Origin of the sequence: Streptomyces sp. NPDC102490 (genome assembly GCF_044765285.1) — a bacterium.
Taxonomy (GTDB): Bacteria; Actinomycetota; Actinomycetes; order Streptomycetales; family Streptomycetaceae; genus Streptomyces.
The window spans coordinates 34,305-54,977 of record NZ_JBIWJU010000013.1 but is presented as its reverse complement, the minus strand read 5'-3'; the positions used below and the strand labels follow the sequence as shown (position 1 = coordinate 54,977).

The 20,673-nt window shown below is 68.2% G+C and carries 14 protein-coding genes; 9 read left to right on the top strand and 5 right to left on the bottom strand.

Going from position 1 to position 20,673, the window contains the following annotated elements; genetic code table 11:
• Window positions 1-30: 30 nt before the first annotated feature.
• Window positions 31-552, top strand: coding sequence for a multidrug transporter (locus ACIRGB_RS28195; protein ID WP_403870824.1), 522 nt, complete (start codon window positions 31-33; stop codon window positions 550-552).
• Window positions 553-633: 81 nt separating this feature from the next.
• Here the strand turns inward: ACIRGB_RS28195 and ACIRGB_RS28190 are convergent, their stop codons facing one another.
• From ACIRGB_RS28190 to ACIRGB_RS28180, 3 genes are all read right to left on the bottom strand, one after another.
• Entirely contained in the window at window positions 634-1,371 is a 738-nt protein-coding gene (locus ACIRGB_RS28190) for a BTAD domain-containing putative transcriptional regulator (RefSeq protein ID WP_403870821.1), read from the bottom strand.
• Window positions 1,372-1,948: 577 nt separating this feature from the next.
• Window positions 1,949-3,478, bottom strand: coding sequence for a UDP-N-acetylglucosamine 1-carboxyvinyltransferase (locus tag ACIRGB_RS28185; RefSeq protein ID WP_052839978.1), 1,530 nt, complete (start codon window positions 3,476-3,478; stop codon window positions 1,949-1,951).
• Between the two features lie 86 nt (window positions 3,479-3,564).
• Window positions 3,565-3,762 carry a DUF4236 domain-containing protein gene (locus ACIRGB_RS28180; protein WP_403870818.1) on the bottom strand — a complete coding sequence of 66 codons (198 nt, stop codon included), beginning with the start codon at window positions 3,760-3,762 and terminating at the stop codon, window positions 3,565-3,567.
• Between the two features lie 306 nt (window positions 3,763-4,068).
• On the opposite strand from ACIRGB_RS28180, the gene acnA reads away from it, so the two are divergent.
• The gene (acnA, locus tag ACIRGB_RS28175; RefSeq protein WP_403870814.1) at window positions 4,069-6,783 is read left to right on the top strand and encodes an aconitate hydratase AcnA; all 2,715 of its coding nucleotides are present in this window, start codon (window positions 4,069-4,071) and stop codon (window positions 6,781-6,783) included.
• A gap of 68 nt (window positions 6,784-6,851) precedes the next feature.
• On the opposite strand, the gene ACIRGB_RS28170 is transcribed toward acnA, so the two are convergent.
• Together ACIRGB_RS28170 and ACIRGB_RS28165 are read right to left on the bottom strand one after the other, a co-directional pair.
• Window positions 6,852-7,784 carry an FG-GAP repeat domain-containing protein gene (locus tag ACIRGB_RS28170; protein ID WP_403870811.1) on the bottom strand — a complete coding sequence of 311 codons (933 nt, stop codon included), beginning with the start codon at window positions 7,782-7,784 and terminating at the stop codon, window positions 6,852-6,854.
• Window positions 7,785-8,015: 231 nt separating this feature from the next.
• Window positions 8,016-11,822: a GH92 family glycosyl hydrolase gene (locus ACIRGB_RS28165; RefSeq protein ID WP_403870808.1), complete on the bottom strand. Its 3,807-nt coding sequence runs from the start codon at window positions 11,820-11,822 to the stop codon at window positions 8,016-8,018.
• Between the two features lie 426 nt (window positions 11,823-12,248).
• On the opposite strand from ACIRGB_RS28165, the gene ngcE reads away from it, so the two are divergent.
• The 7 genes from ngcE to ACIRGB_RS28130 all read left to right on the top strand — a co-directional run bounded on the left by ngcE (window position 12,249) and on the right by ACIRGB_RS28130 (window position 20,521).
• Entirely contained in the window at window positions 12,249-13,697 is a 1,449-nt protein-coding gene (gene ngcE, locus ACIRGB_RS28160) for an N-acetylglucosamine/diacetylchitobiose ABC transporter substrate-binding protein (protein WP_403870805.1), read from the top strand.
• Between the two features lie 85 nt (window positions 13,698-13,782).
• Window positions 13,783-14,709, top strand: coding sequence for a carbohydrate ABC transporter permease (locus tag ACIRGB_RS28155; protein ID WP_403870801.1), 927 nt, complete (start codon window positions 13,783-13,785; stop codon window positions 14,707-14,709).
• 3 nt (window positions 14,710-14,712) lie between these two features.
• A complete protein-coding gene (locus tag ACIRGB_RS28150) occupies window positions 14,713-15,636 on the top strand; it encodes a carbohydrate ABC transporter permease (RefSeq protein ID WP_403870798.1) in 924 nt (307 codons plus the stop codon).
• Between the two features lie 194 nt (window positions 15,637-15,830).
• On the top strand, window positions 15,831-17,042 hold the full coding sequence (locus tag ACIRGB_RS28145; protein WP_059298200.1) for an ROK family transcriptional regulator: 1,212 nt from the start codon (window positions 15,831-15,833) through the stop codon (window positions 17,040-17,042).
• Between the two features lie 133 nt (window positions 17,043-17,175).
• On the top strand, window positions 17,176-18,279 hold the full coding sequence (locus ACIRGB_RS28140) for a sugar ABC transporter substrate-binding protein (protein WP_403871374.1): 1,104 nt from the start codon (window positions 17,176-17,178) through the stop codon (window positions 18,277-18,279).
• Between the two features lie 161 nt (window positions 18,280-18,440).
• Window positions 18,441-19,232, top strand: coding sequence for an ATP-binding cassette domain-containing protein (locus ACIRGB_RS28135; RefSeq protein WP_403870794.1), 792 nt, complete (start codon window positions 18,441-18,443; stop codon window positions 19,230-19,232).
• Window positions 19,229-20,521 (top strand): sugar ABC transporter permease, encoded by a 1,293-nt coding sequence (locus ACIRGB_RS28130; protein ID WP_403870791.1) that lies wholly within the window; start codon window positions 19,229-19,231, stop codon window positions 20,519-20,521. The genes ACIRGB_RS28135 and ACIRGB_RS28130 overlap by 4 nt, the downstream gene beginning before the upstream one ends.
• The last annotated feature ends 152 nt before the right edge of the window (window positions 20,522-20,673 follow it).

Here is a 20,673-nt window from a genome sequence, read left to right as displayed (position 1 = left end):
CGGTCGTGCCCGTACCCGATGCTCGGGGGCATGACGTCCGTGAAGCACCGTCCACGCCACGCGCTCACCGCCCGTCTGCGTACCCTCGCCGTGCTGGAGGCGGCGAACACCGTCTGGATCGCCTGGGTGGTGTTCGCCGCCTTCGACGCGCCCCGGAGCGCCGCGAACACCACGGGGTACGCCCTGCTGGCGGTGCTGCTCCTCACCGGCTCCGCGTACTGGGCGGTCAAGCTTCGCCAACTGCGGCTGAGGCTGCCGAGTCCGCCGCTGATCGGACTGTTCCGACGGCTGCGACCCGCGTGCGCGGCGGCCCTGGCCGCCGGCGCCGTGGTGCTGGGCGCGGCCGTCGCGCGCCGGCCGGAGGCGGCCGAGGTCACGCCGGGCCTGCTCCTGTACGGGCTGGCCTGGGCCGAGTACGTCAACTACTTCCACCGGCAGTTGATGCACGACACCCGTGCGGACTGGCGCAGGCTGCTGGCCACCCGGCGCCCGCACCGCTCCCACCTGCACGAGGACCTGAGGGCCCACCGGGACAGCACGAGGGACCCTTAGGGAGCCTTCCCCATGACGTCGGCCCGGGCAGGCCGGGTGTCCCGGAACACCTTCCGGAACACCCGGCCGTGCCCTGTCCGCTCAGACTGACGGGTGCTCCCTCCTGCTCGGCGGGCCGACCTGGTCGCTGCCCGGGACCTGCCGGGCCACCAGGCGCAGTGCCTGCTCCCGATCCCAGTTCAGCGCGGCGGAACGCATGGCCTCCACACTCGGCGGCAGATCCAGCCCCAGGTCGTCGGAGAGCAGTTCCTGGCAGCGTTTGATCACGGTCAGGGCACTCACCGCGTCGCCGTTGACGCAGTGCACGGCGGCGAGCAGCTCCCACAGGCGCTGCCGGTACGGCGCCTCGGCGACGGCACTCTCGATCCGGTACGACAGCATCTCGAGGCGGCCGGCGAGGATGCAGGCGGCGAAGAGATCCTGGCACGCGTCGAGCCGCGCGTTGTTGAGACCGGCCACATGGGCGCTGAACCACCGTGTCGCGGGCAGATCCTGCCCGAACGGACCGCGCCACACGGCGACGGCCTCCTCGAACGAGTCGATCGCCCCGTCGAGTTCGCGGTGCAGGAGCCGGGTCCGTCCACGACACACGGCCGCGGTGAACCGCGACAGGTCGACGTCGACGGGATCGGCGCTGAGCCCGTATCCGCTCTGGGCACCCCTGACGGTTTTCAGCCGGTCGCTGAGCCCCGGTTCGGCCCGGTCGAGATCACGACGCAGACCGGCCAGGTGGGTGCGGATATTCGCGGTGGCCGAGCGGGGCGGCTCGTCCCACAGTAATTCCGAGAGTTCGGCCGCTCCTATTGCCCGGCCGTCCATCAGCAGAAATGCCGTGAGAAGCGCACGCCGAAAGGGTGAGGCTATCTCGACTCCGCCGCAGACCTGCAACGGGCCGAGAATCTTGAAACGCATGGTCTGACCCGTGGCCACGGCAAGGTACCGGGAGGACGAGAGGGCATGCGGTGTCCGGGTCAGCAAGCCCGGTCCAACGAGACGGTGCGAGCGGAGCGGCTCAGGACCGAGCCGAGCGGGCGGATAGCGGATCTTCTCTTTTCGGCCGTAGTGGTCCCGCGGTCCGCGGTCTGTGAGCGGTGGATCTTCGACACGATTCTCCTCCTGCGCGGTGACGGCAGGGGGGACGGCAGGTCGACTGCCTATTCCTTACTCCCCCGTTACAAATCAGTCTTTACGTTTCCATGGGGGTGAGATAAGTGTCAATGATGATACAGGAATGGCCTGAAGTATGTGTTTCGAAGAAGAAGGAATGATGTATTCCGCTTATCCGTTGGCCTCGGCGCCCGGGGAACCCACACGAGCGCCGCCGCACCCGGCCCCGGTCTACTCGGTGGAGCAGCAGGCGGGCCAGGATGCGGCGGCACCGTCGAACACCGTCGTGTCAGATGTCCCGGAAGATCTCGATCTGCGCCCCGATCGAGTTCAGCCGCTCGGCCAGGTCCTCGTAGCCGCGGTTGATGACGTACACGTTGCGCAGGACCGACGTGCCCTCGGCGGCCATCATCGCCAGGAGGACGACCACGGCGGGGCGCAGGGCCGGCGGGCACATCATCTCGGCGGCGCGCCAGCGGGTGGGGCCCTCGACCAGGACGCGGTGCGGGTCCAGGAGCTGGAGGCGGCCGCCGAGGCGGTTCAGGTCCGTGAGGTAGATGGCGCGGTTGTCGTAGACCCAGTCGTGGATGAGGGTCTGGCCCTGGGCCGAGGCCGCGATGGCCGCGAAGAAGGGCACGTTGTCGATGTTCAGGCCCGGGAAGGGCATGGGGTGGATCTTGTCGATCGGGGCTTCGAGCTTGGAGGGGCGGACGGTGAGGTCCACCAGGCGGGTGCGGCCGTTGTCGGCGAAGTACTCCGGCGTGCGGTCGTGGTCGAGGCCCATCTCCTCCAGGACCGCCAGCTCGATCTCCAGGAACTCGATCGGCACCCGGCGGACCGTCAGCTCCGACTCCGTGACCACGGCGGCGGCCAGCAGGCTCATCGCCTCCACCGGGTCCTCGGAGGGGGAGTAGTCCACGTCGGCGTCGATGACCGGCATACCGTGCACGGTGAGGGTGGTGGTGCCGATGCCCTCGACCCGCACGCCCAGGGCCTCGAGGAAGAAGCAGAGGTCCTGGACCATGTAGTTGGAGGAGGCGTTGCGGATGACGGTGACGCCGTCGTGCCGGGCGGCCGCCAGCAGCGCGTTCTCCGTGACCGTGTCGCCCCGTTCGGTCAGGACGATGGGGCGGTCCGGGCGGACGGCGCGGTCGACCACCGCGTGGTAGTGGCCCTCGGTCGCGGCGACGTCCAGGCCGAAGCGGCGCAGCGCGATCATGTGCGGCTCGATGGTCCGGGTGCCGAGGTCGCAGCCGCCGGCGTAGGGCAGCCGGAAGCGTTCCATGCGGTGCAGCAGCGGGCCGAGGAACATGATGATGGAGCGGGTGCGGACGGCGGCCTCGGCGTCGATGGCCTCCATGTCCAGCTCGGCCGGCGGCACGATCTCCAGGTCGGTGCCGTCGTTGATCCAGCGGGTGCGCACGCCGATGGAGTTGAGCACCTCCAGGAGGCGGTAGACCTCCTCGATGCGGGCGACCCGGCGCAGCACCGTGCGCCCCTTGTTGAGCAGCGAGGCGCACAGCAGGGCCACGCAGGCGTTCTTGCTGGTCTTGACGTCGATGGCGCCGGACAGGCGACGGCCGCCGACCACGCGCAGGTGCATCGGACCCGCGTAGCCCAGGGAGACGATTTCGCTGTCCAGCGCTTCGCCGATCCGGGCGATCATCTCAAGGCTGATGTTCTGGTTGCCGCGCTCGATCCGGTTGACGGCGCTCTGACTGGTGTTGAGCGCCTCCGCAAGCTGTGACTGCGTCCAGCCGCGGTGCTGCCGGGCGTCACGGATGAGCCTGCCGATGCGTACGAGGTAGTCGTCTGCCATGGGGTTGAGGCTATCTCAGATATGAGATCGCGCCTCTCGGGGGGTCTGTTCGGGTGACGTGACGTCAAGAAACCCCTGGTGACGGCTCAGCCGCGCCTGCTCCTCGTCGTGCGGCGCCAGCCGAAAGGTCCCGGCAAGTCCATCGATGTCGTACGACGTCCGGTGCTGCTGCGGGTGTGGCGCGGACCGCTCTTGCCGCCGGTCGTGATGGACCACGAACGTTTGTTGATGTTCAGCCGCACTCCGGGGAGGATCCGGAAGCTCTTGCGGAACGTGAGTGGCATCGTGCCCCCTTCCGAGTCGTGCCGGGTCGGTCCGGCACGCATCGGATACCCCCGTTCGGCGTACTGATGGCCGCACGGGTCACCCGGGATGGGGCGTACGCCACACGGCGCCCGGACATGACCGGGCCGCCCCCATGTACTAGAGTTATCTCGACATCGAGATATCTGCCGAGGCGTACCGCAGCCGCACGCCGCTGCCGAGTCTGGCGGTAAGGGTTACCTAACTTAGCCTTACCTTAGCGGATCGGCCAAGCGGGCGTGGCGGCAGGATGCGGTGGTACGCGCACATAAATGAAGGAGACTGTCGTGTCGGCGAACAGCTTCGACGCCCGCAGCACACTGCAGGTGGGCGACGAGTCTTACGAGATCTTCCGGCTGGACAAGGTCGAGGGCTCCGCGCGCCTTCCCTACAGCCTGAAGGTGCTGCTGGAGAACCTGCTCCGCACCGAGGACGGCGCGAACATCACCGCCGACCACATCCGCGCCCTCGGCGGCTGGGACTCGCAGGCCCAGCCGTCGCAGGAGATCCAGTTCACGCCGGCCCGCGTGATCATGCAGGACTTCACCGGCGTGCCCTGTGTCGTCGACCTCGCCACCATGCGGGAGGCCGTCAAGGAGCTGGGCGGCGACGCGGCGAAGATCAACCCGCTGGCCCCGGCCGAGCTGGTCATCGACCACTCCGTCATCGCCGACAAGTTCGGCACCAACGACGCCTTCAAGCAGAACGTCGACCTGGAGTACGGCCGCAACAAGGAGCGCTACCAGTTCCTGCGCTGGGGCCAGACCGCCTTCGACGAGTTCAAGGTCGTCCCGCCCGGCACCGGCATCGTCCACCAGGTGAACATCGAGCACCTGGCCCGCGTCGTCATGACCCGCGACGGCAAGGCCTACCCGGACACCCTGGTCGGCACCGACTCGCACACCACCATGGTCAACGGCCTCGGCGTCCTCGGCTGGGGCGTCGGCGGCATCGAGGCCGAGGCCGCCATGCTCGGCCAGCCGGTCTCCATGCTCATCCCGCGCGTCGTCGGCTTCAAGCTCACCGGTGAGCTGACCCCCGGCACCACCGCCACCGACCTGGTCCTCACGATCACCGAGATGCTGCGCAAGCACGGCGTCGTCGGCAAGTTCGTCGAGTTCTACGGCGAGGGCGTCGCCGCCACGTCGCTGGCCAACCGCGCCACCATCGGCAACATGTCGCCGGAGTTCGGCTCCACCGCCGCGATCTTCCCGATCGACGACGAGACGCTGAACTACATGCGCCTGACCGGCCGCTCGGACCAGCAGGTCGCGCTCGTCGAGGCGTACGCCAAGGAGCAGGGCCTCTGGCTGGACCCGAAGGCCGAGCCGGACTTCTCCGAGAAGCTGGAGCTCGACCTCTCCACGGTCGTGCCCTCCATCGCCGGCCCGAAGCGCCCGCAGGACCGCATCGTCCTCGCGAACGCCGCCGAGCAGTTCAAGCAGGACGTGCGCAACTACGTCGACAGCGTGGACGAGGCGGGCCAGGAGTCCTTCCCGGCCTCCGACGCCCCCGCCGTCACCAACGGCGTGCCGTCCAACCCGGTCCCGGTCACCGCCCCCGACGGCACCACCTACGAGCTGGACCACGGTGCGGTGACGGTCGCGGCCATCACCTCCTGCACCAACACCTCCAACCCGTACGTCATGGTCGCCGCCGCCCTGGTGGCCAAGAAGGCGGTCGAGAAGGGCCTGACCCGCAAGCCGTGGGTCAAGACCACCCTCGCCCCGGGCTCCAAGGTCGTCACCGACTACTTCGAGAAGGCGGGCCTGACCCCCTACCTCGACAAGGTCGGCTTCAACCTCGTCGGCTACGGCTGCACCACCTGCATCGGCAACTCCGGCCCGCTGCCGGACGAGGTCTCCAAGGCCGTCAACGACCACGACCTCGCCGTCACCTCGGTCCTCTCCGGCAACCGCAACTTCGAGGGCCGCATCAACCCCGACGTCAAGATGAACTACCTGGCGTCCCCGCCGCTGGTGGTCGCCTACGCGCTCGCGGGCTCCATGAAGGTGGACATCACCAAGGAGGCCCTGGGCGCCGACCAGGACGGCAACCCGGTCTACCTCAAGGACATCTGGCCCACCGAGGCCGAGGTCAACGAGGTCGTCGCCAGCGCCATCGGCGAGGACATGTTCTCCAAGTCCTACAGCGACGTCTTCGCGGGCGACGCCCAGTGGCAGGCGCTGCCGATCCCGACCGGCGACACCTTCGAGTGGGACACCGAGTCCACCTACGTGCGCAAGCCCCCGTACTTCGAGGGCATGGGCATGGAGCCGGCCCCGGTCGAGGACATCTCCGGCGCCCGGGTGCTCGCCAAGCTGGGCGACTCGGTCACCACCGACCACATCTCCCCGGCCGGCGCGATCAAGGCCGACACCCCGGCCGGCAAGTACCTGACGGAGCACGGCGTCGAGCGCCGCGACTTCAACAGCTACGGCTCGCGCCGCGGCAACCACGAGATCATGATCCGCGGCACCTTCGCCAACATCCGTCTGCGCAACCAGATCGCGCCGGGCACCGAGGGCGGCTACACCCGCGACTTCACCCAGGACGGCGGTCCGGTGGCGTTCATCTACGACGCCTCCCGGAACTACATCGAGCAGAACATCCCGCTCGTCGTCCTGGCCGGCAAGGAGTACGGCTCCGGCTCGTCCCGCGACTGGGCCGCCAAGGGCACCGCGCTCCTCGGCGTCAAGGCCGTCATCGCCGAGTCCTACGAGCGCATCCACCGCTCGAACCTCATCGGCATGGGCGTCCTGCCGCTCCAGTTCCCGGAGGGCCAGACCGCGGCCTCCCTCGGTCTGACCGGCGAGGAGTCCTTCTCCGTCTCCGGCGTGACCGAGCTGAACGACGGCACCACCCCGCGCACGGTGAAGGTGACCACCGACACCGGCGTCGAGTTCGACGCGGTCGTCCGCATCGACACCCCGGGTGAGGCGGACTACTACCGCAACGGCGGCATCCTGCAGTACGTGCTGCGCAGCCTGATCCGCAAGTAGGCGGCGGCGCGCACAAGCCGAGGGCCGCACTCCCGTCGCCGGGAGTGCGGCCCTCGCGTCCGTTCGCCTCAGAACATCAGGCGGTACGTGTTCCAGCCACCGCTGCCGATCTTCACGCGGGACTTGAACGGGGAAGCGGCGTTGCCGGTGCCCTTGTACAGGTACAGCGCACCGTTCTTGTCGCGCGCGACCAGGTCGGTGATGCCGTCGATGTCGATGTCGCCGACGGAGACGATGTTGTTGTACGTGTTCCAGCCACCGCCGACGCGGGTGCGGGACGTGAACGGCGCCTTGTAGTTGCCGGTGCCCTTGTAGAGCCACAGCACGCCGGACTTGTCCTTGGCGACGATGTCGGCCTTGCCGTCACCGGTCAGGTCGCCCTTGCCGGTGATGTGGGTGTAGGCGTTCCACCCGCCGCCGACCTTGTAGCGCTGGGTCAGCTTCCCGTTGCCGTAGCCCAGGTACAGGTACAGGTTGCCGGAGCTGTCGCGGGCGAGCAGGTCGTCGGCGCCGGCGCCGGCCAGGTTGGCGCCGGAGAACAGCTGGTTGTAGATCTTCCAGCCGTTGCCGACGAGGGTGTGCTCCTCGCTGTTCCAGGGGGCCCAGTAGAGCTGGCCCCCGGACGTGACGTGCCAGATGCCGTCCGAGAATCCGTCGGCGTCCTGGTCGACCTGCGTCATGGCGCGGGCCGTCTGCCAGCCGTATCCGGCGTCCCAGCGAGCGTCCAGCCCGCCCTCGAAGTCGGGGTCGTAGCTCCACAGCTCACCCGCGCTGTCCACGCCGAACAGCGGGTTGATCGGCGCGTCTCCGGGTGCGGCGGAGGTGCCGTACTTCTCGGCACCCGACGGCTTCACGTCGAGGTGCGACCGGGAAGCGCTGGCTCCCGGTTCGTCGGCGGCGACGGCGCTGCTCGCACCCGTCGCCACCAGTGCGGCAGTGAGCGCCGCAGCCGTGGCACGCGCCAGCGTGCGACGCGTGTTCAGGCCAGAGCTTTTGACCACGTGGGTCCTCCATTTGGTCATGCGGAAGGGACCACGGACGGGTGTGTCCGCAGGATCCCGGGAGACTTCGTGATCCTTACACATGACATTCACAGGTCAATCAGTTTTACGGCCGGGGACGAGAGCGGTACAGAACAGGTACGCAAGCGCAACGTGGGGCGTACAACCTTTTGCGGGGTACGCCGGTCACCCGGCGTACCCCGCAGCGTCATTCCACGCTCACCTTCGGGTTCAGGCCAGCAACTCCACCTCCGCCAGCGTGTGCTCGCCGTCCAGGACCAGCCGGTACTTCGCGTACGTGCCCGGCGACTTCACCGAGAACGCGCGCGTCTGCCGGTCCCAGGCGAAGGACTCGCCGGAGCGCTCGTCCAGCGTCCGCCAGGTGGTGCCGTCGGCCGAGCCCTGGAGCTTCCAGCCGGCCGGGGCCTTGGTGCGGTCCGCGGACGAGGTGAGCGTGTACTGGACCGCCTTGGCGCCCTCGCCGGACACGGGCAGGTCCACCGACGTCACGCTCGCGTCGGTCGCCGAGGTGTTGTCGAACAGCGCGCCCCGGCCCGTGATCGCGTCGGTGCGCGGGGTCGGCACCTCGTCGTCCTGGGTGATCGACGGCGGCGCCGCCTTCTCGCCCGTGCCCCACGAGGAGGGCTTCGGGCCCATGTCGAACTCCAGGACGCCGCCCTTCGCGATCAGCGCGTGGGGGAGCGAAGTGGAGTTCCAGCGCTTGCCGTTGACCTTCAGACCCTGCACGTAGACGTTCTTCGTGCTGTTCTTCGGCGCCTTGACGACGAGCTTGCGGCCGTTCTCCAGGTGCACCGTCGCCTTGGTGAACAACGGGGACCCGATGGCGTACTCGCCGCTGCCCATCACCAGGGGGTAGAAGCCGAGCGAGGAGAAGAGGAACCAGGCCGACTGCTCGCCGTTGTCCTCGTCACCGTGGTAGCCCTGGCCGATGTCGCTGCCGGTGTACAGCCGCTGGAGCACCTCGCGGATGTTCTTCTGCGTCTTGTACGGCTGCCCGGCCGCGTCGTACATGTACAGCGCGTGGTGGGCGACCTGGTTGGAGTGCCCGTACATGCCCATGCGGACGTCCCGCGCCTCGACCATCTCGTGGATGACCCCGCCGTAGGAGCCCTTCAGGTCCGGGGAGGCCGTCTCCGGGGTGGAGAGGTACGCGTCGAGCTTGTCGCCGAGGCCGCGTCGGCCGCCGTAGAGGTTGGCCAGGCCCCGGCTGTCCTGCGGGGCGGTGAAGGCGTAGCCCCAGCCGTTGGTCTCCGTGTAGTCGTAGCCCCACACGCGCGGGTCGTACTTCTCGGAGTCCACGCGCCAGTTGCCCTGGTTGTCCTTGCCCTGGAAGAAGCCGGCCTTGGCGTCGAAGAGGTTGACGTAGTCCCGGGCGCGGTTGAGGAAGTACGCGGACTCGTCCTTGTACCGCTTCTTGCCGGTCTCCTTGTAGAGTTTCTCGCCCATCTTCGCGATGCCGTAGTCGTTGAGGTAGCCCTCCAGCGACCAGGACAGGCCCTCGTGCGTCTCGGTACCGGCGTAGCCGAGGAACGGCGAGGTCGCCATGCCCTTGCGGCCCACGCCCGAGGACGGCGGCACCACGGTGGCGTTCTTGACCGCCGCGTCGTACGCCGCCTTCGCGTCGAAGTCGACGCCCTTGACGTAGGCGTCGGCGAAGGCCACGTCGGAGGAGGTGCCGGTCATCAGGTCCGCGTAGCCGGGGGAGGACCAGCGCGAGGTCCAGCCGCCGTCCTTGTACTGCTGCACGAAGCCGTCGACCAGCTCACCGGCCTGGGAGGGGGTGAGGAAGGAGTACGCGGGCCAGGCGGTCCGGTACGTGTCCCAGAAGCCGTTGTTGACGTAGACCTTGCCGTCCACGATCTTGGCGCCGGTCTCGGTCGGCGTGTTCTCCTTGACCGCCTTGGAGAACGGGGAGGCGTACTTGTACTTGCCGCCGACCTTCTCGTGGCCCGCGTTCGGGTACAGGTACAGCCGGTAGAGGCCGGAGTACAGCGTGGTCAGCTGGTCCTGCGTGGCGCCCTCGACCTCGACCTTGCCGAGGATCTCGTCCCACTGCTTCTGGGCGTCCCGCTTGACCTTGTCGAAGGAGGCTCGCTTCGGGAGCTCCTGGCGCAGGTTGTCCTTGGCCTGGTCGACGCTGATCAGCGAGGTGGCGATGCGCAGCGTCACCGCGCGGTCCCGGCCGGCGTCGAAGCGCAGGTGGCCCTTGACGCCGCTGGAGTCGCCGCCGGTGACCAAGCTGTCGAACTCGCCGTAGACGAAGAGGCGGGTGGCACCGGCGGAGCCGCCGGACTTGACGTCCGAGTAGCCGGTGAAGGTGCCGTTCTCCTTGTCCAGCGTCAGGCCGGCGTTGTCCTCGACGTTGTCGAAGATCACGCTCGCGTCGTCACCGGGGTAGGTGAAGCGCATCATCGCCGCGTGGTCGGTCGGCGTCATCTCGGCCTTGACGCCGTTCTCGAACCGCACCCCGTAGTAGTACGGCCTGGCCGTCTCGTTCTCGTGCCGGAAGGCCAGCTCGCGGGCGTCGCGGCCGGTGTCCGGGGTGCCGGAGGCGGCCGAGGGCATCACCTGGAAGGTCTGCCGGTCGCCCATCCAGGGGCTCGGCTCGTGGCTCGCGGAGAACGCCTGCACGGTGGGCAGGTTGTTGTCGTTGTTGCCGCTCGCGTACTCGTAGATCCAGCTGAGCGAACCGGCGTTGGTCACCGGCGTCCAGAAGTTGAAGCCGTGCGGCACGGCGGTCGCGGGGAAGTTGTTGCCGCGCGAGAAGCTGCCGCTGGAGTTGGTGCCGCGGGTGGTGAGCGCGTAGTCCGACAGGTGCGCCTTGGGACGCTCGGGCGCGGCCCGCTCGATCTCCACGTCGTCCAGCCAGCCGCGGAACTTCGCCGGGCCCTTGGGGGAGTCGTACGCCACCAGGATCCGGTCGACGGTCTTGCCGGCCGCGACCGAACCGATCCCGGACTTCACGCTGTTCCACTGGTTCACGTAGAGGACCTTGGCGTCGCCCTGACCGCGCGGCGTCAGCGGGAACCCGTGCTGGTCGGTGGCCTTGAGGTCGCTCAGGTAGGTGCCGTCGGTGAAGGCGAGGTCGACGGAGACGTTCGTGGCGTCGTAGTCGAGGTCGCCGTCCGCCATCGACGGGAAGATCTTGTACGACAGCTCGGTGCGCCGGTCGACCTCGACGTTCACGTCGAAGACCTTGTTGTACGAGTACGCCCGGCCGTCCGCGGTGTGCCGGCCCGCGTAGCGCAGCGCGTGGGTCCCGGTGAACCCGGCGTTCGCCTTCGCGGTCGGCGAGCCCACCGGGCCCTCGTCGACGAAGGAGAGCATGTCCTCGGGCGTGGGGACCTCGGTGGCGCTGGTGGCCAGCTGCACGTCGGCGAGCTGGAGTGCGTCGCCGGCCCCGTTGTTCTTGGTGATCTCCAGCCGGAAGTGCCGGAACTCGGCGCTCTCGGCGAGTTCGTACGTTTTCGTCTGGAAGCGCTCGGCGAAGTGCTCGCCGGAACGGGTGTCCAGCGTCTGCCAGTTCTCGCCGTCGGCCGACCCCTTCAGGGTCCAGTCCAGCGGGTCGCGTTCGTCGTGGTCGTTGGCCGAGGTGAGGGCGTACTTGGCGATCTTCGTCGGCGCGTCGAGGTCGAACTCGACCCAGCCGGTCGGCGCGAAGGTGAGCCACTTGGTGGCCGGCTCGTTGTCGACGAGGTTCTCCTTCACCTCCCGGCCGCCCGTGTTCTCGGCGCTGGCACGCACGCCGGTGACGTGCTCGGTGACGTTGCCGGGTATGCCGGTGCTGTAGCCGCCGTCCACGCCGGAGGCCCGCTTGCCGCCGTCCGCGCCGGTGTCCACGGTGTCGGTCCAGTCCGGAGCCGGGTCGTCGCTCTCGAAGGACGACGCGAACTCCCGGTCGGCCTTGGCGGGCGCGTCGGGCAGTGCGACCGCCGCCCCCTGGGACCCCACCGCCAAGGCGAAGGCGGTCGTCATGACGACCGCCGGACCCCATCTGTGCCGAACTCTGTACTGCATGTCCTGGCCACCCTCCCTGCGCGTGGGACAACGTTGTCAAATCAACTGCGCAAGGACCAGTAGGGGTCAAGTGGCATGTGATGTCAAGGGTGTTGGATGTGGCGTTCGGGGCTTATGGCAGGGATTCCTACGGCACGCGGCACACCGGCCGCTCATATTTCCGGGAGGTCTCAACTCGGAAAAGACGTACCGCCAACCTTGCATTCGATCTTGCTCCGCCGACGGAAAGTGGACTATACCTGTCGGCCACCGGGGGATACGGGGGGAACCGCGACGAGGAACCGTCCAAGGCGCCCGAACAGCGGTGACAGTATCTGTGACCGCACAGCAGTACCCGCATTTCCTGCACGACCCAGCGTGACCCGATCGCGGTGCCGGGAGGATCCGGTTCACCGCCTGAGTCCTGGAGAAGGCGAGGACTTGAGCATGGGATCCACTTCCGCCGAGAACAACGGTACGGGCGTCGGCCGCCGCGATCTGATCAAGCGGTCCGCCGCGCTCGGCCTGATCTCCGTACCCACGATGAGCTTCCTGTCCGCCTGCGCGAGCGGCGGCGGGGACGACCAGGAGAAGGCCGAGGCGGGCGAGAAGTCCGCCAAGAACCCGCTCGCGGTCAACGACAGCGCCCAGATGGAATTCGTCCTCTTCGACGGGGGCTTCGGCAAGGAGTACGCCGAGGACGCCGTGAAGCTGTACGAGAAGGCCTTCCCGAAGGCCAAGGTGAAGTTCGCCGCCACCCAGAAGATCCAGTCCACCCTCCAGCCGCGCTTCAACGGCGGCAACCCGCCCGACCTCGTCGACAACTCCGGCGCCGAGCAGATGGACATGGGCGTCCTGGTCGGCAAGAAGCAGCTCGCCGACCTCACCCCGCTGCTCGACGCACCGTCCTACGACGACCCGAACAAGAAGGTCCGCGACACGCTGCGCCCCGGCATCGTGGAGATGGGCCAGTTCGACGGCGACCCGGTCTGGATCATGTACTACGCGTACACGGTGTACGGCAACTGGTACTCCCGCAAGGCCCTGGACTCCCTGGACGCGGAGTACCCCAAGACCTGGGACGAGATGCTCGCGGTCTGCGAGAAGGCCAAGAAGAAGGGCATGGCCGGCTGGACCTACGCCGGCAAGTACCCGTACTACATCCCCTTCTCGATGTCCCCGATGATCGCCAAGGTCGGCGGCCGCGAGGTGCTCGACGCGATCGACAACCTGGAGCCGAACGCCTGGAAGCACCCGGCGGTCAAGACGGTCTTCGAGGCCTGGTACGAGCTGTACAAGAAGGGCTACATCCTCAAGGGCACCCCGGGCCTGGACCACATCCAGTCGCAGACCGCGTGGGCCAAGGGCAAGGCCCTGTTCCTCCCCAACGGCTCCTGGGTGGAGAACGAGTCGGCCAAGGTCATCCCCGCCGACTTCGACCTCGCCGTCTCCGCGCCGCCCGGCATCGACGACTCCGACAAGATGCCCTTCGGCACCATCTGGGCGTCCGGCGGTGAGCCCTTCATCGTCCCGGCCAAGGCGGCCAACGGCGCCGGCGGCATGGAGCAGCTGCGCATCATGCTCAGCGAGGCGTCCTCCAAGAACTTCACCAGCAAGGTGAAGTCCCTGAGCGCCTACAACGGCGGCACCGACGGCATCGAGCTGACCCCGGGCCTCAAGTCCGGTGTCGAGGCGCTGGAACTGGCCGGCGACAACGTGGTGAACCCGCGCATGCAGGACTGGTACGTGCAGCTCCAGAAGGAGAAGATCGGCGTCTCCTGCCTGGGCGAGATGATGGCGGGCCGGATGACCCCGGCCGAGACCATCAAGAAGATCCAGGGCTACGCCGACGAAGCCGCCAAGGACTCGTCGATCAAGCACTACAAGCACCAGTGAGGACGCGTCACCAGGGCCTGTCCGGCGCCACCGCGCCGGGCGGGCCCTGGCGGCGCCACCCGCGCGCAGATCGGGGTCGGTAGCAATGCAGCACGGCAAGTACCGGTTCATCGTGGGGTTCCTGGCGGTTCCCCTGGGACTGTACGCGCTCTTCGTCGTCTGGCCGTTCATCCAGTCCATCTACTACTCGTTCACGGACTGGACGGGGCTGAGTCCCGAGTTCAAGATGGTCGGCTTCGACAACTACTCGCGGATGCTCGACGACGACATCTTCTGGAAGTCGTTGCAACACAGCGTGATGTTCGCGCTGCTGGTGCCGCTGGTGACACTTGGCCTGGCGCTCTTCTTCGCCTTCATGATCAACGTGGGCGGACGGCGCCGCCGCGGCGGCCCGGCGATCACCGGTGTGCGCGGCTCCGCCTTCTACAAGATCGTCTACTTCTTCCCGCAGGTGCTGTCGATCGCGATCGTCGCCCTGCTGTTCCAGTTCGCGTACAACCCGGACAGCGGCGCGATCAACTCGCTGCTGCGCGGGATCGGCCTGGGCTCCGTCCAGCCGCTGTGGCTCGGCGACCCCGACATCGCCCTGTGGTGCGTGATGGCGGTGCTCGTCTGGTCGACGGTCGGCTTCTTCGTGGTGCTCTTCTCCGCGGGCATGGCCTCCATCCCGGCGGAGCTGTACGAGGCCGCGCTGCTGGACGGCGCGAACCGCGCCGCCACCTTCTTCAAGGTGACCCTGCCGCTGCTGTGGGACACCGTGCAGTCCGGCTGGGTCTACATGGGCATCCTCGCGCTGGGCGCCGAGTCGTTCGCGGTCGTGCAGATCATGACGACCGGCCCCGGCGGACCCGACTACTCGACCACCGTCATGGTCCTGTACGTGTACCAGAAGGCGTTCCGTGACGGTCAGGCCGCCTACGCCACCACCATCGGCGTCGCCCTGCTCCTCGTCACGCTGGCCTTCGCCGCCGTCGTGCTGCGGCTGGGCCGGCGCGAGCGGCTGGAGTACTGATCAATGAAGACGACCGAGACCCCCGCCCCCGTACCGGCCGAACCCGGTACGCCCGTCATCAAGGCCCAGGCCGCCCCCGGCGGACTGAAGGAGGGGAAGAAGGAGGGCACCGCCCTCAACGTCTTCTCCCACGGCGTCCTCGTCATCTGGGCGATCATGGTCAGCCTGCCGCTGGTGTGGGCGGTGATGACCTCCTTCAAGGACGACGCCTCCATCTTCGGCTCGCCCTGGGCGCTGCCCGACAAGCTGCACTTCGACAACTGGTCGCGGGCCTGGTCCCAGGCGCACATGAGCGACTATTTCCTCAACACCGTGCTGGTGGTCGGCGGTTCGCTCGTCGGCACCCTGGTGCTGGGGTCCATGGCGGCCTATGTGCTGGCCCGGTTCGACTTTCCGGGCAACCGGTTCATCTATTACTTGTTCATCGCCGGCATGAGTTTCCCGATCATGCTCGCCCTGGTCCCGTTGTTCTACGTGGTGGACAACATGGGACTGCTGAACACCATCCACGGGCTGATCCTGGTCTACATCGCCTATTCGCTGCCCTTCACGGTGTTCTTCCTGACCGGGTTCTTCCGCACCTTGCCCACGTCGGTGGCGGAGGCCGCTTTCGTGGACGGCGCCTCCCATTCGAGGACCTTCTTCCAGGTCATGCTGCCGATGGCCAAGCCCGGTCTGATCAGCGTGGGAATCTTCAACTTCCTAGGCCAGTGGAACCAGTACATGCTGCCGACCGTGCTGAACACGGACCCGGACAAGCACGTCCTCACCCAGGGCCTGGTGCAGCTGGCGGTCAGCCAGGGGTACAAGGGCGACTGGTCGGGCCTGTTCGCCGGCCTGGTCATGGCGATGCTGCCGGTGCTGGCCGCGTACATCATCTTCCAGCGCCAGGTGGTCCAGGGCCTCACGGCGGGCGCCCTGAAGTAGCGCACCGGACACCGCACGCATGCCGCTCCCGACGACCGGGGGCGGCATGCTCGTCTGGGCGGGGACGACCCCGGAGGAGACCCGGATGCGGTTCAACCTCTTGACGGGAGGTGACCCGAACGGCTCAGCTTAGAGTTCACTAGTTGGACATGGAAGGGGCCTCATCGAAGCGGCCCCGCGCGCAGGAGGTCGTCGTGGAGACTCCGGGGTCGCAGTCGTCGCTGCACCGAGCCAACCTGGAACGCGTCGTACGGGCGGTACGGCTCGCCGGTTCGCTCACGCAGGCGGAGATCGCGAGGACGACGGGCCTGTCCGCGGCCACGGTCTCGAACATCGTCCGGGAACTGAAGGACGGCGGGACCGTCGAGGTCACGCCCACCTCCGCGGGCGGCCGCCGGGCCCGCAGCGTCTCGCTGAGCGGGGACGCCGGCATCGTCATCGGCGTGGACTTCGGTCACACCCACCTGCGCGTCGCCCTGGGCAACCTCGCCCACCAGGTGCTCGCCGAGGAGTCCGAGCCGCTGGACGTCGACGCCTCCTCGGACCAGGGCTTCGACCGGGCGGAACAGCTGGTCAGCCGGCTGATCGCGGCCACCGGCGTGGACCGCGCCAAGATCGCCGGGGTGGGCCTGGGCGTGCCGGGACCGATCGACGTGGAGTCGGGGACGCTCGGCTCGACCGCGATCCTGCCCGGCTGGGGCGGCACCCGGCCCGCCGAGGAGCTGCGGGGGCGGCTCGGCGTGCCGGTGCACGTGGACAACGACGCCAACCTGGGCGCCCTGGGCGAGCTGGTCTGGGGCAGCGGCCGGGGGGTGCGGGACCTGGCGTACATCAAGGTCGCCAGCGGCGTGGGCGCCGGTCTGGTGATCAACGGGAAGATCTACCGCGGACCCGGCGGCACCGCGGGTGAAATCGGGCATATCACCCTCGATGAAGCCGGTCCCGTCTGCCGGTGCGGCAACCGGGGTTGCCTGGAGACCTTCGCGGCAGCACGCTATGTGCTTCCGCTCCTCCAGCCGGGCCACGGCACCGATCTGACGATGGAGGGCGTCGTGCGGCTGGCGCGGGACGGTGACCCGGGCTGCCGTCGGGTGATCGCCGACGTCGGCCGCCACATCGGCAGTGGAGTCGCCAACCTCTGCAATCTGCTCAACCCGAGCCGAGTCGTCCTCGGCGGCGATCTCGCCGAGGCCGGGGAGCTGGTGCTCGGGCCGATAAGGGAGTCCGTCGGGCGTTACGCCATCCCCAGCGCCGCGCGGCAACTCTCGGTGCTTCCCGGGGCACTTGGGGGCCGCGCGGAGGTGCTGGGAGCCCTCGCCCTCGCGCTCAGCGAGATGGGCGATTCGACGCTCTTGGACGGGTCTGCGACCGGCGCCCTGCCGGCGGCCACCCCTGCCTTCACTTAGAGCACGGATGGCACCGTTGTCATCTCGTTAAGGATTTACTTCTTGACGTCGCACGTGTGGCCGAGTTGACTTCCAGCCACCTCGGCCGCAACGACGCGGCCTCGTCAGGGAGGTTTGTGAAGTGAACACGCGTATGCGTCGTGCCGCCGTTGCCATCGCCGCCGGCGCCATGGCCGTCTCGCTCGCCGCCTGTGGCAGTGCCAAGGAATCCGGCGACAGCAACGACTCGTCCGACTCGGCCGCGAAGAAGGGCGACGACATCAAGGTCGGCCTGCTCCTTCCGGAGAACCAGACCGCGCGGTACGAGAAGTTCGACAAGCCCATGATCGAGAAGAAGGTCAAGGAGCTCACGAACAACAAGGGCGAGGTCGTCTACGCCAACGCCAAGCAGGACGCCAGCCTGCAGAACCAGCAGGTCGACACGATGGTGACCAACAAGGTCGACGTGCTGATCGTGGACGCGGTGGACTACAAGGCCATCGCGGGCTCGGTGAAGAAGGCCAAGGACGCCGGCATCAAGGTCGTCGCCTTCGACCGCCTGGCCGAGGGCCCCATCGACGCCTACACCTCGTTCGACAACGTCACCGTCGGCAAGACGCAGGGCGAGGCGCTCCTCGAGGCGCTGGGCGACAAGGCCAAGGACGCCCAGATCGTCATGATGAACGGCTCCTCCACCGACCCGAACGCCGCCCAGTTCAAGCAGGGCGCGCACGCCGCCCTCGACGGCAAGGTGAAGGTCGGCCGCGAGTACGACACCAAGGAGTGGAAGCCGGAGAACGCCAACGCCAACATGGAGGGCGCCATCTCCGCCCTCGGCAAGGGCAAGATCCAGGGCGTCTACTCCGCCAACGACGGCATGGCGGGCGGCATCATCACCGCCCTGAAGGCGGCCGGCATCTCCAACGTCCCGGTCACCGGCCAGGACGCCGAACTCGCGGGTGTGCAGCGCATCGTCACCGGTGAGCAGTACATGAGCGTGTTCAAGTCGTACCCGAAGGAGGCCGAGACCGCGGCCGAGATGGCCGTCGCGCTCGCCAAGGGCGAGTCGCTCGACTCCATCGCCAACGACAAGGTCGACTCCGCCACCGCCAAGGACATCCCCGCGGTGATCGTCCCGGTCGTCTCGCTGACCAAGGACAACATCAAGGAGACCGTCATCAAGGACGGCTTCTACACGGTCGACGAGATCTGCACCGACAAGTACAAGGCCGCCTGCGACAAGATCGGCCTCAAGTAAGCGGACCCGCGTCCAGGGCCGGCTGAGCCGCCCGGGACCGGCCGCCCCAGCTCCTCCGGCGCCCCGCACTCATCAGCCCCGCAAGCTACGCGGGGCGCCGGACGGAACACCCCCCCCATACTTTTCTGCACAACCTCCCGCCGGGTCAGGCGGCGAAGGAGATGGTTCACGTGTCCGCTACGCCCGTGCTGGCGTTGCGCGGGGTCTCCAAGCGATTCGGTGCCGTCCAGGCGCTCACCGAGGTAGAGCTTGAGGTCCACGCCGGTGAGGTGGTCGCCCTGGTGGGCGACAACGGAGCCGGAAAGTCCACGCTGGTCAAGACGATCGCCGGCGTGCACCCCATCGATGAGGGCGCCATCGAGTGGGACGGCAAGGCCGTCTCGATCAACAGGCCGCACGACGCCCAGAACCTCGGCATCGCGACGGTCTACCAGGACCTCGCGCTGTGCGACAACATCGACGTCGTCGGCAACCTCTTCCTGGGCCGGGAGATCCGCCGTCGCGGCGTCCTGGACGAGGTGGAGATGGAGCGCCGCTCCCGCGAGCTCCTCGACACGCTGTCCATCCGCATCCCGAGCGTCCGCATCCCGATCGCCTCCCTCTCCGGCGGTCAGCGCCAGGTCGTGGCGATCGCCCGGTCCATGCTCGGCGAGCCCAAGCTGGTCATCCTGGACGAGCCCACCGCCGCCCTCGGTGTCGAGCAGACCGCGCAGGTCCTCGACCTCGTGGAGCGGCTGCGCGAGCGCGGCCACGCGGTCATCCTCATCAGCCACAACATGGCCGATGTCAAGGCGGTCGCCGACAAGGTCGCCGTCCTGCGCCTCGGGCGCAACAACGGCGTCTTCGAGGTCAAGTCGACCTCGCAGGAAGAGATCATCTCCGCCATCACGGGCGCCACGGAGAACGCCGTGACCCGTCGTGCGGCACGCGCAAATGGGGAGATCAAGAAGTGAGCATCGACAAGACCTCCACCCCCGCCGCGGACAGCGCGGTGGAGAACACCGACGCCGCGGCCGCCGCCGTCACGGCCGTCGACCCCCGGCTGCTGGTGCGTGAGCAGGGCCTCGCCGGTTACGTCGGCGAGTTCAAGCGGAAGATGAAGGCCGGTGACCTCGGGTCCATACCGGTCGTCGTCGGTCTGCTGATCATCTGGGCCATCTTCACCAGCCTGAACTCCAACTTCCTCACCGCCGGCAACTTCTCCGACATGTCGGTCGCCATGGTCGGCACCGGCATGATCGCCGTCGGTATCGTCTTCGTCCTGCTGCTCGGCGAGATCGACCTGTCGGTCGGCTCGGTCAGCGGTGTCGCGGGCGCCACCTTCGCGGTGCTGAGCGTCACGCACGGGATGAACGAGTGGCTCGCCCTGCTGCTGGCGATCCTCACCGGTACCGTCGCCGGTGCCATCCACGGCTTCGTCTTCGCCCGCATCGGTGTCCCGGCCTTCGCCGTGACGCTCGCCGGACTGCTGTTCTGGCAGGGCTTCATGCTCCAGATCCTGGGCGACAACGGCACGATCAACCTCGACTCCGAGGGCGTCGTCGTCAAGCTGACGAGCTACTACTTCAGCGACGTGGCCGCCGCCTACGGCCTGGCGGTCGTGGTGACCGCGGGGTACTTCCTCGCCGCGTTCTTCGACAACCGCCGCCGCGAGGCCGCCGGGGTGCCGTCCCGGCCGCTGAACGAGATCATCGTGCGCACGGTGCTGCTCGCGGTCCTGGCCTTCGCCGTGGCGATCGTCTTCAACCAGTACAAGGGCCTGCCGCTGGCCGTGGTGATCTTCCTGGCGTTCCTGCTGCTCACGGACTTCGTGCTGCGCCGCACCGCCTACGGTCGCAAGATCTTCGCGCTCGGTGGCAGCGTCGAGGCCTCCCGCCGTGCCGGTATCAACGTGGAGCTGGTCCGGATCTCGGTCTTCGCGATCGCCGGCGGTTTCGCGGCGATCGGCGGCCTCTTCGTGGCGTCGAAGATCGCCTCCGCCAACCAGGGCGCGGGCACCGGTGAGTTCCTGATGAACGTCATCGCCGCGGCCGTGATCGGCGGCACGTCCCTGTTCGGCGGCCGCGGCCGCACCTGGGACGCGCTGCTCGGTGTGATGGTCATCGTCTCGATCCAGTACGGCCTGGCCCTGGAGGGCATCGCCTCGCCGGTCCAGTACATGATCACCGGTGGCGTGCTGCTGGCGACCGTCGTCATCGACGCGATCACCCGCAAGACGCAGAAGACGGCCGGCCGCGCCTAGGGGGTGTCGTCTGGATCAGGCCGGCTCCGGTTGTCGGCGCCTTGTTGCCGACCCGAGTGGGGTCTGGTGTGCGTGCCAGACCCCGCGACCCCGGCAAGATCCGAACGACGTCCCCTGGCGTCCCGCACGGCCGACGACGGTCCGCCCGCCCG

Excerpts from the sequence above, each read along its gene's own strand:
- ACIRGB_RS28195 (WP_403870824.1), top strand. The coding sequence starts at position 31 with ATGACGTCCGTGAAGCACCGTCCACGCCACGCGCTCACCGCCCGTCTG.
- ACIRGB_RS28190 (WP_403870821.1), bottom strand. The coding sequence starts at position 1,371 with ATGGACGGCCGGGCAATAGGAGCGGCCGAACTCTCGGAATTACTGTGG.
- ACIRGB_RS28135 (WP_403870794.1), top strand. The coding sequence starts at position 18,441 with ATGGTTCACGTGTCCGCTACGCCCGTGCTGGCGTTGCGCGGGGTCTCC.
- ACIRGB_RS28180 (WP_403870818.1), bottom strand. The coding sequence starts at position 3,762 with ATGCCACTCACGTTCCGCAAGAGCTTCCGGATCCTCCCCGGAGTGCGG.
- ACIRGB_RS28155 (WP_403870801.1), top strand. The coding sequence starts at position 13,783 with ATGCAGCACGGCAAGTACCGGTTCATCGTGGGGTTCCTGGCGGTTCCC.
- ACIRGB_RS28185 (WP_052839978.1), bottom strand. The coding sequence starts at position 3,478 with ATGGCAGACGACTACCTCGTACGCATCGGCAGGCTCATCCGTGACGCC.
- ACIRGB_RS28140 (WP_403871374.1), top strand. The coding sequence starts at position 17,176 with ATGCGTCGTGCCGCCGTTGCCATCGCCGCCGGCGCCATGGCCGTCTCG.
- ACIRGB_RS28150 (WP_403870798.1), top strand. The coding sequence starts at position 14,713 with ATGAAGACGACCGAGACCCCCGCCCCCGTACCGGCCGAACCCGGTACG.
- ngcE (WP_403870805.1), top strand. The coding sequence starts at position 12,249 with ATGGGATCCACTTCCGCCGAGAACAACGGTACGGGCGTCGGCCGCCGC.
- ACIRGB_RS28165 (WP_403870808.1), bottom strand. The coding sequence starts at position 11,822 with ATGCAGTACAGAGTTCGGCACAGATGGGGTCCGGCGGTCGTCATGACG.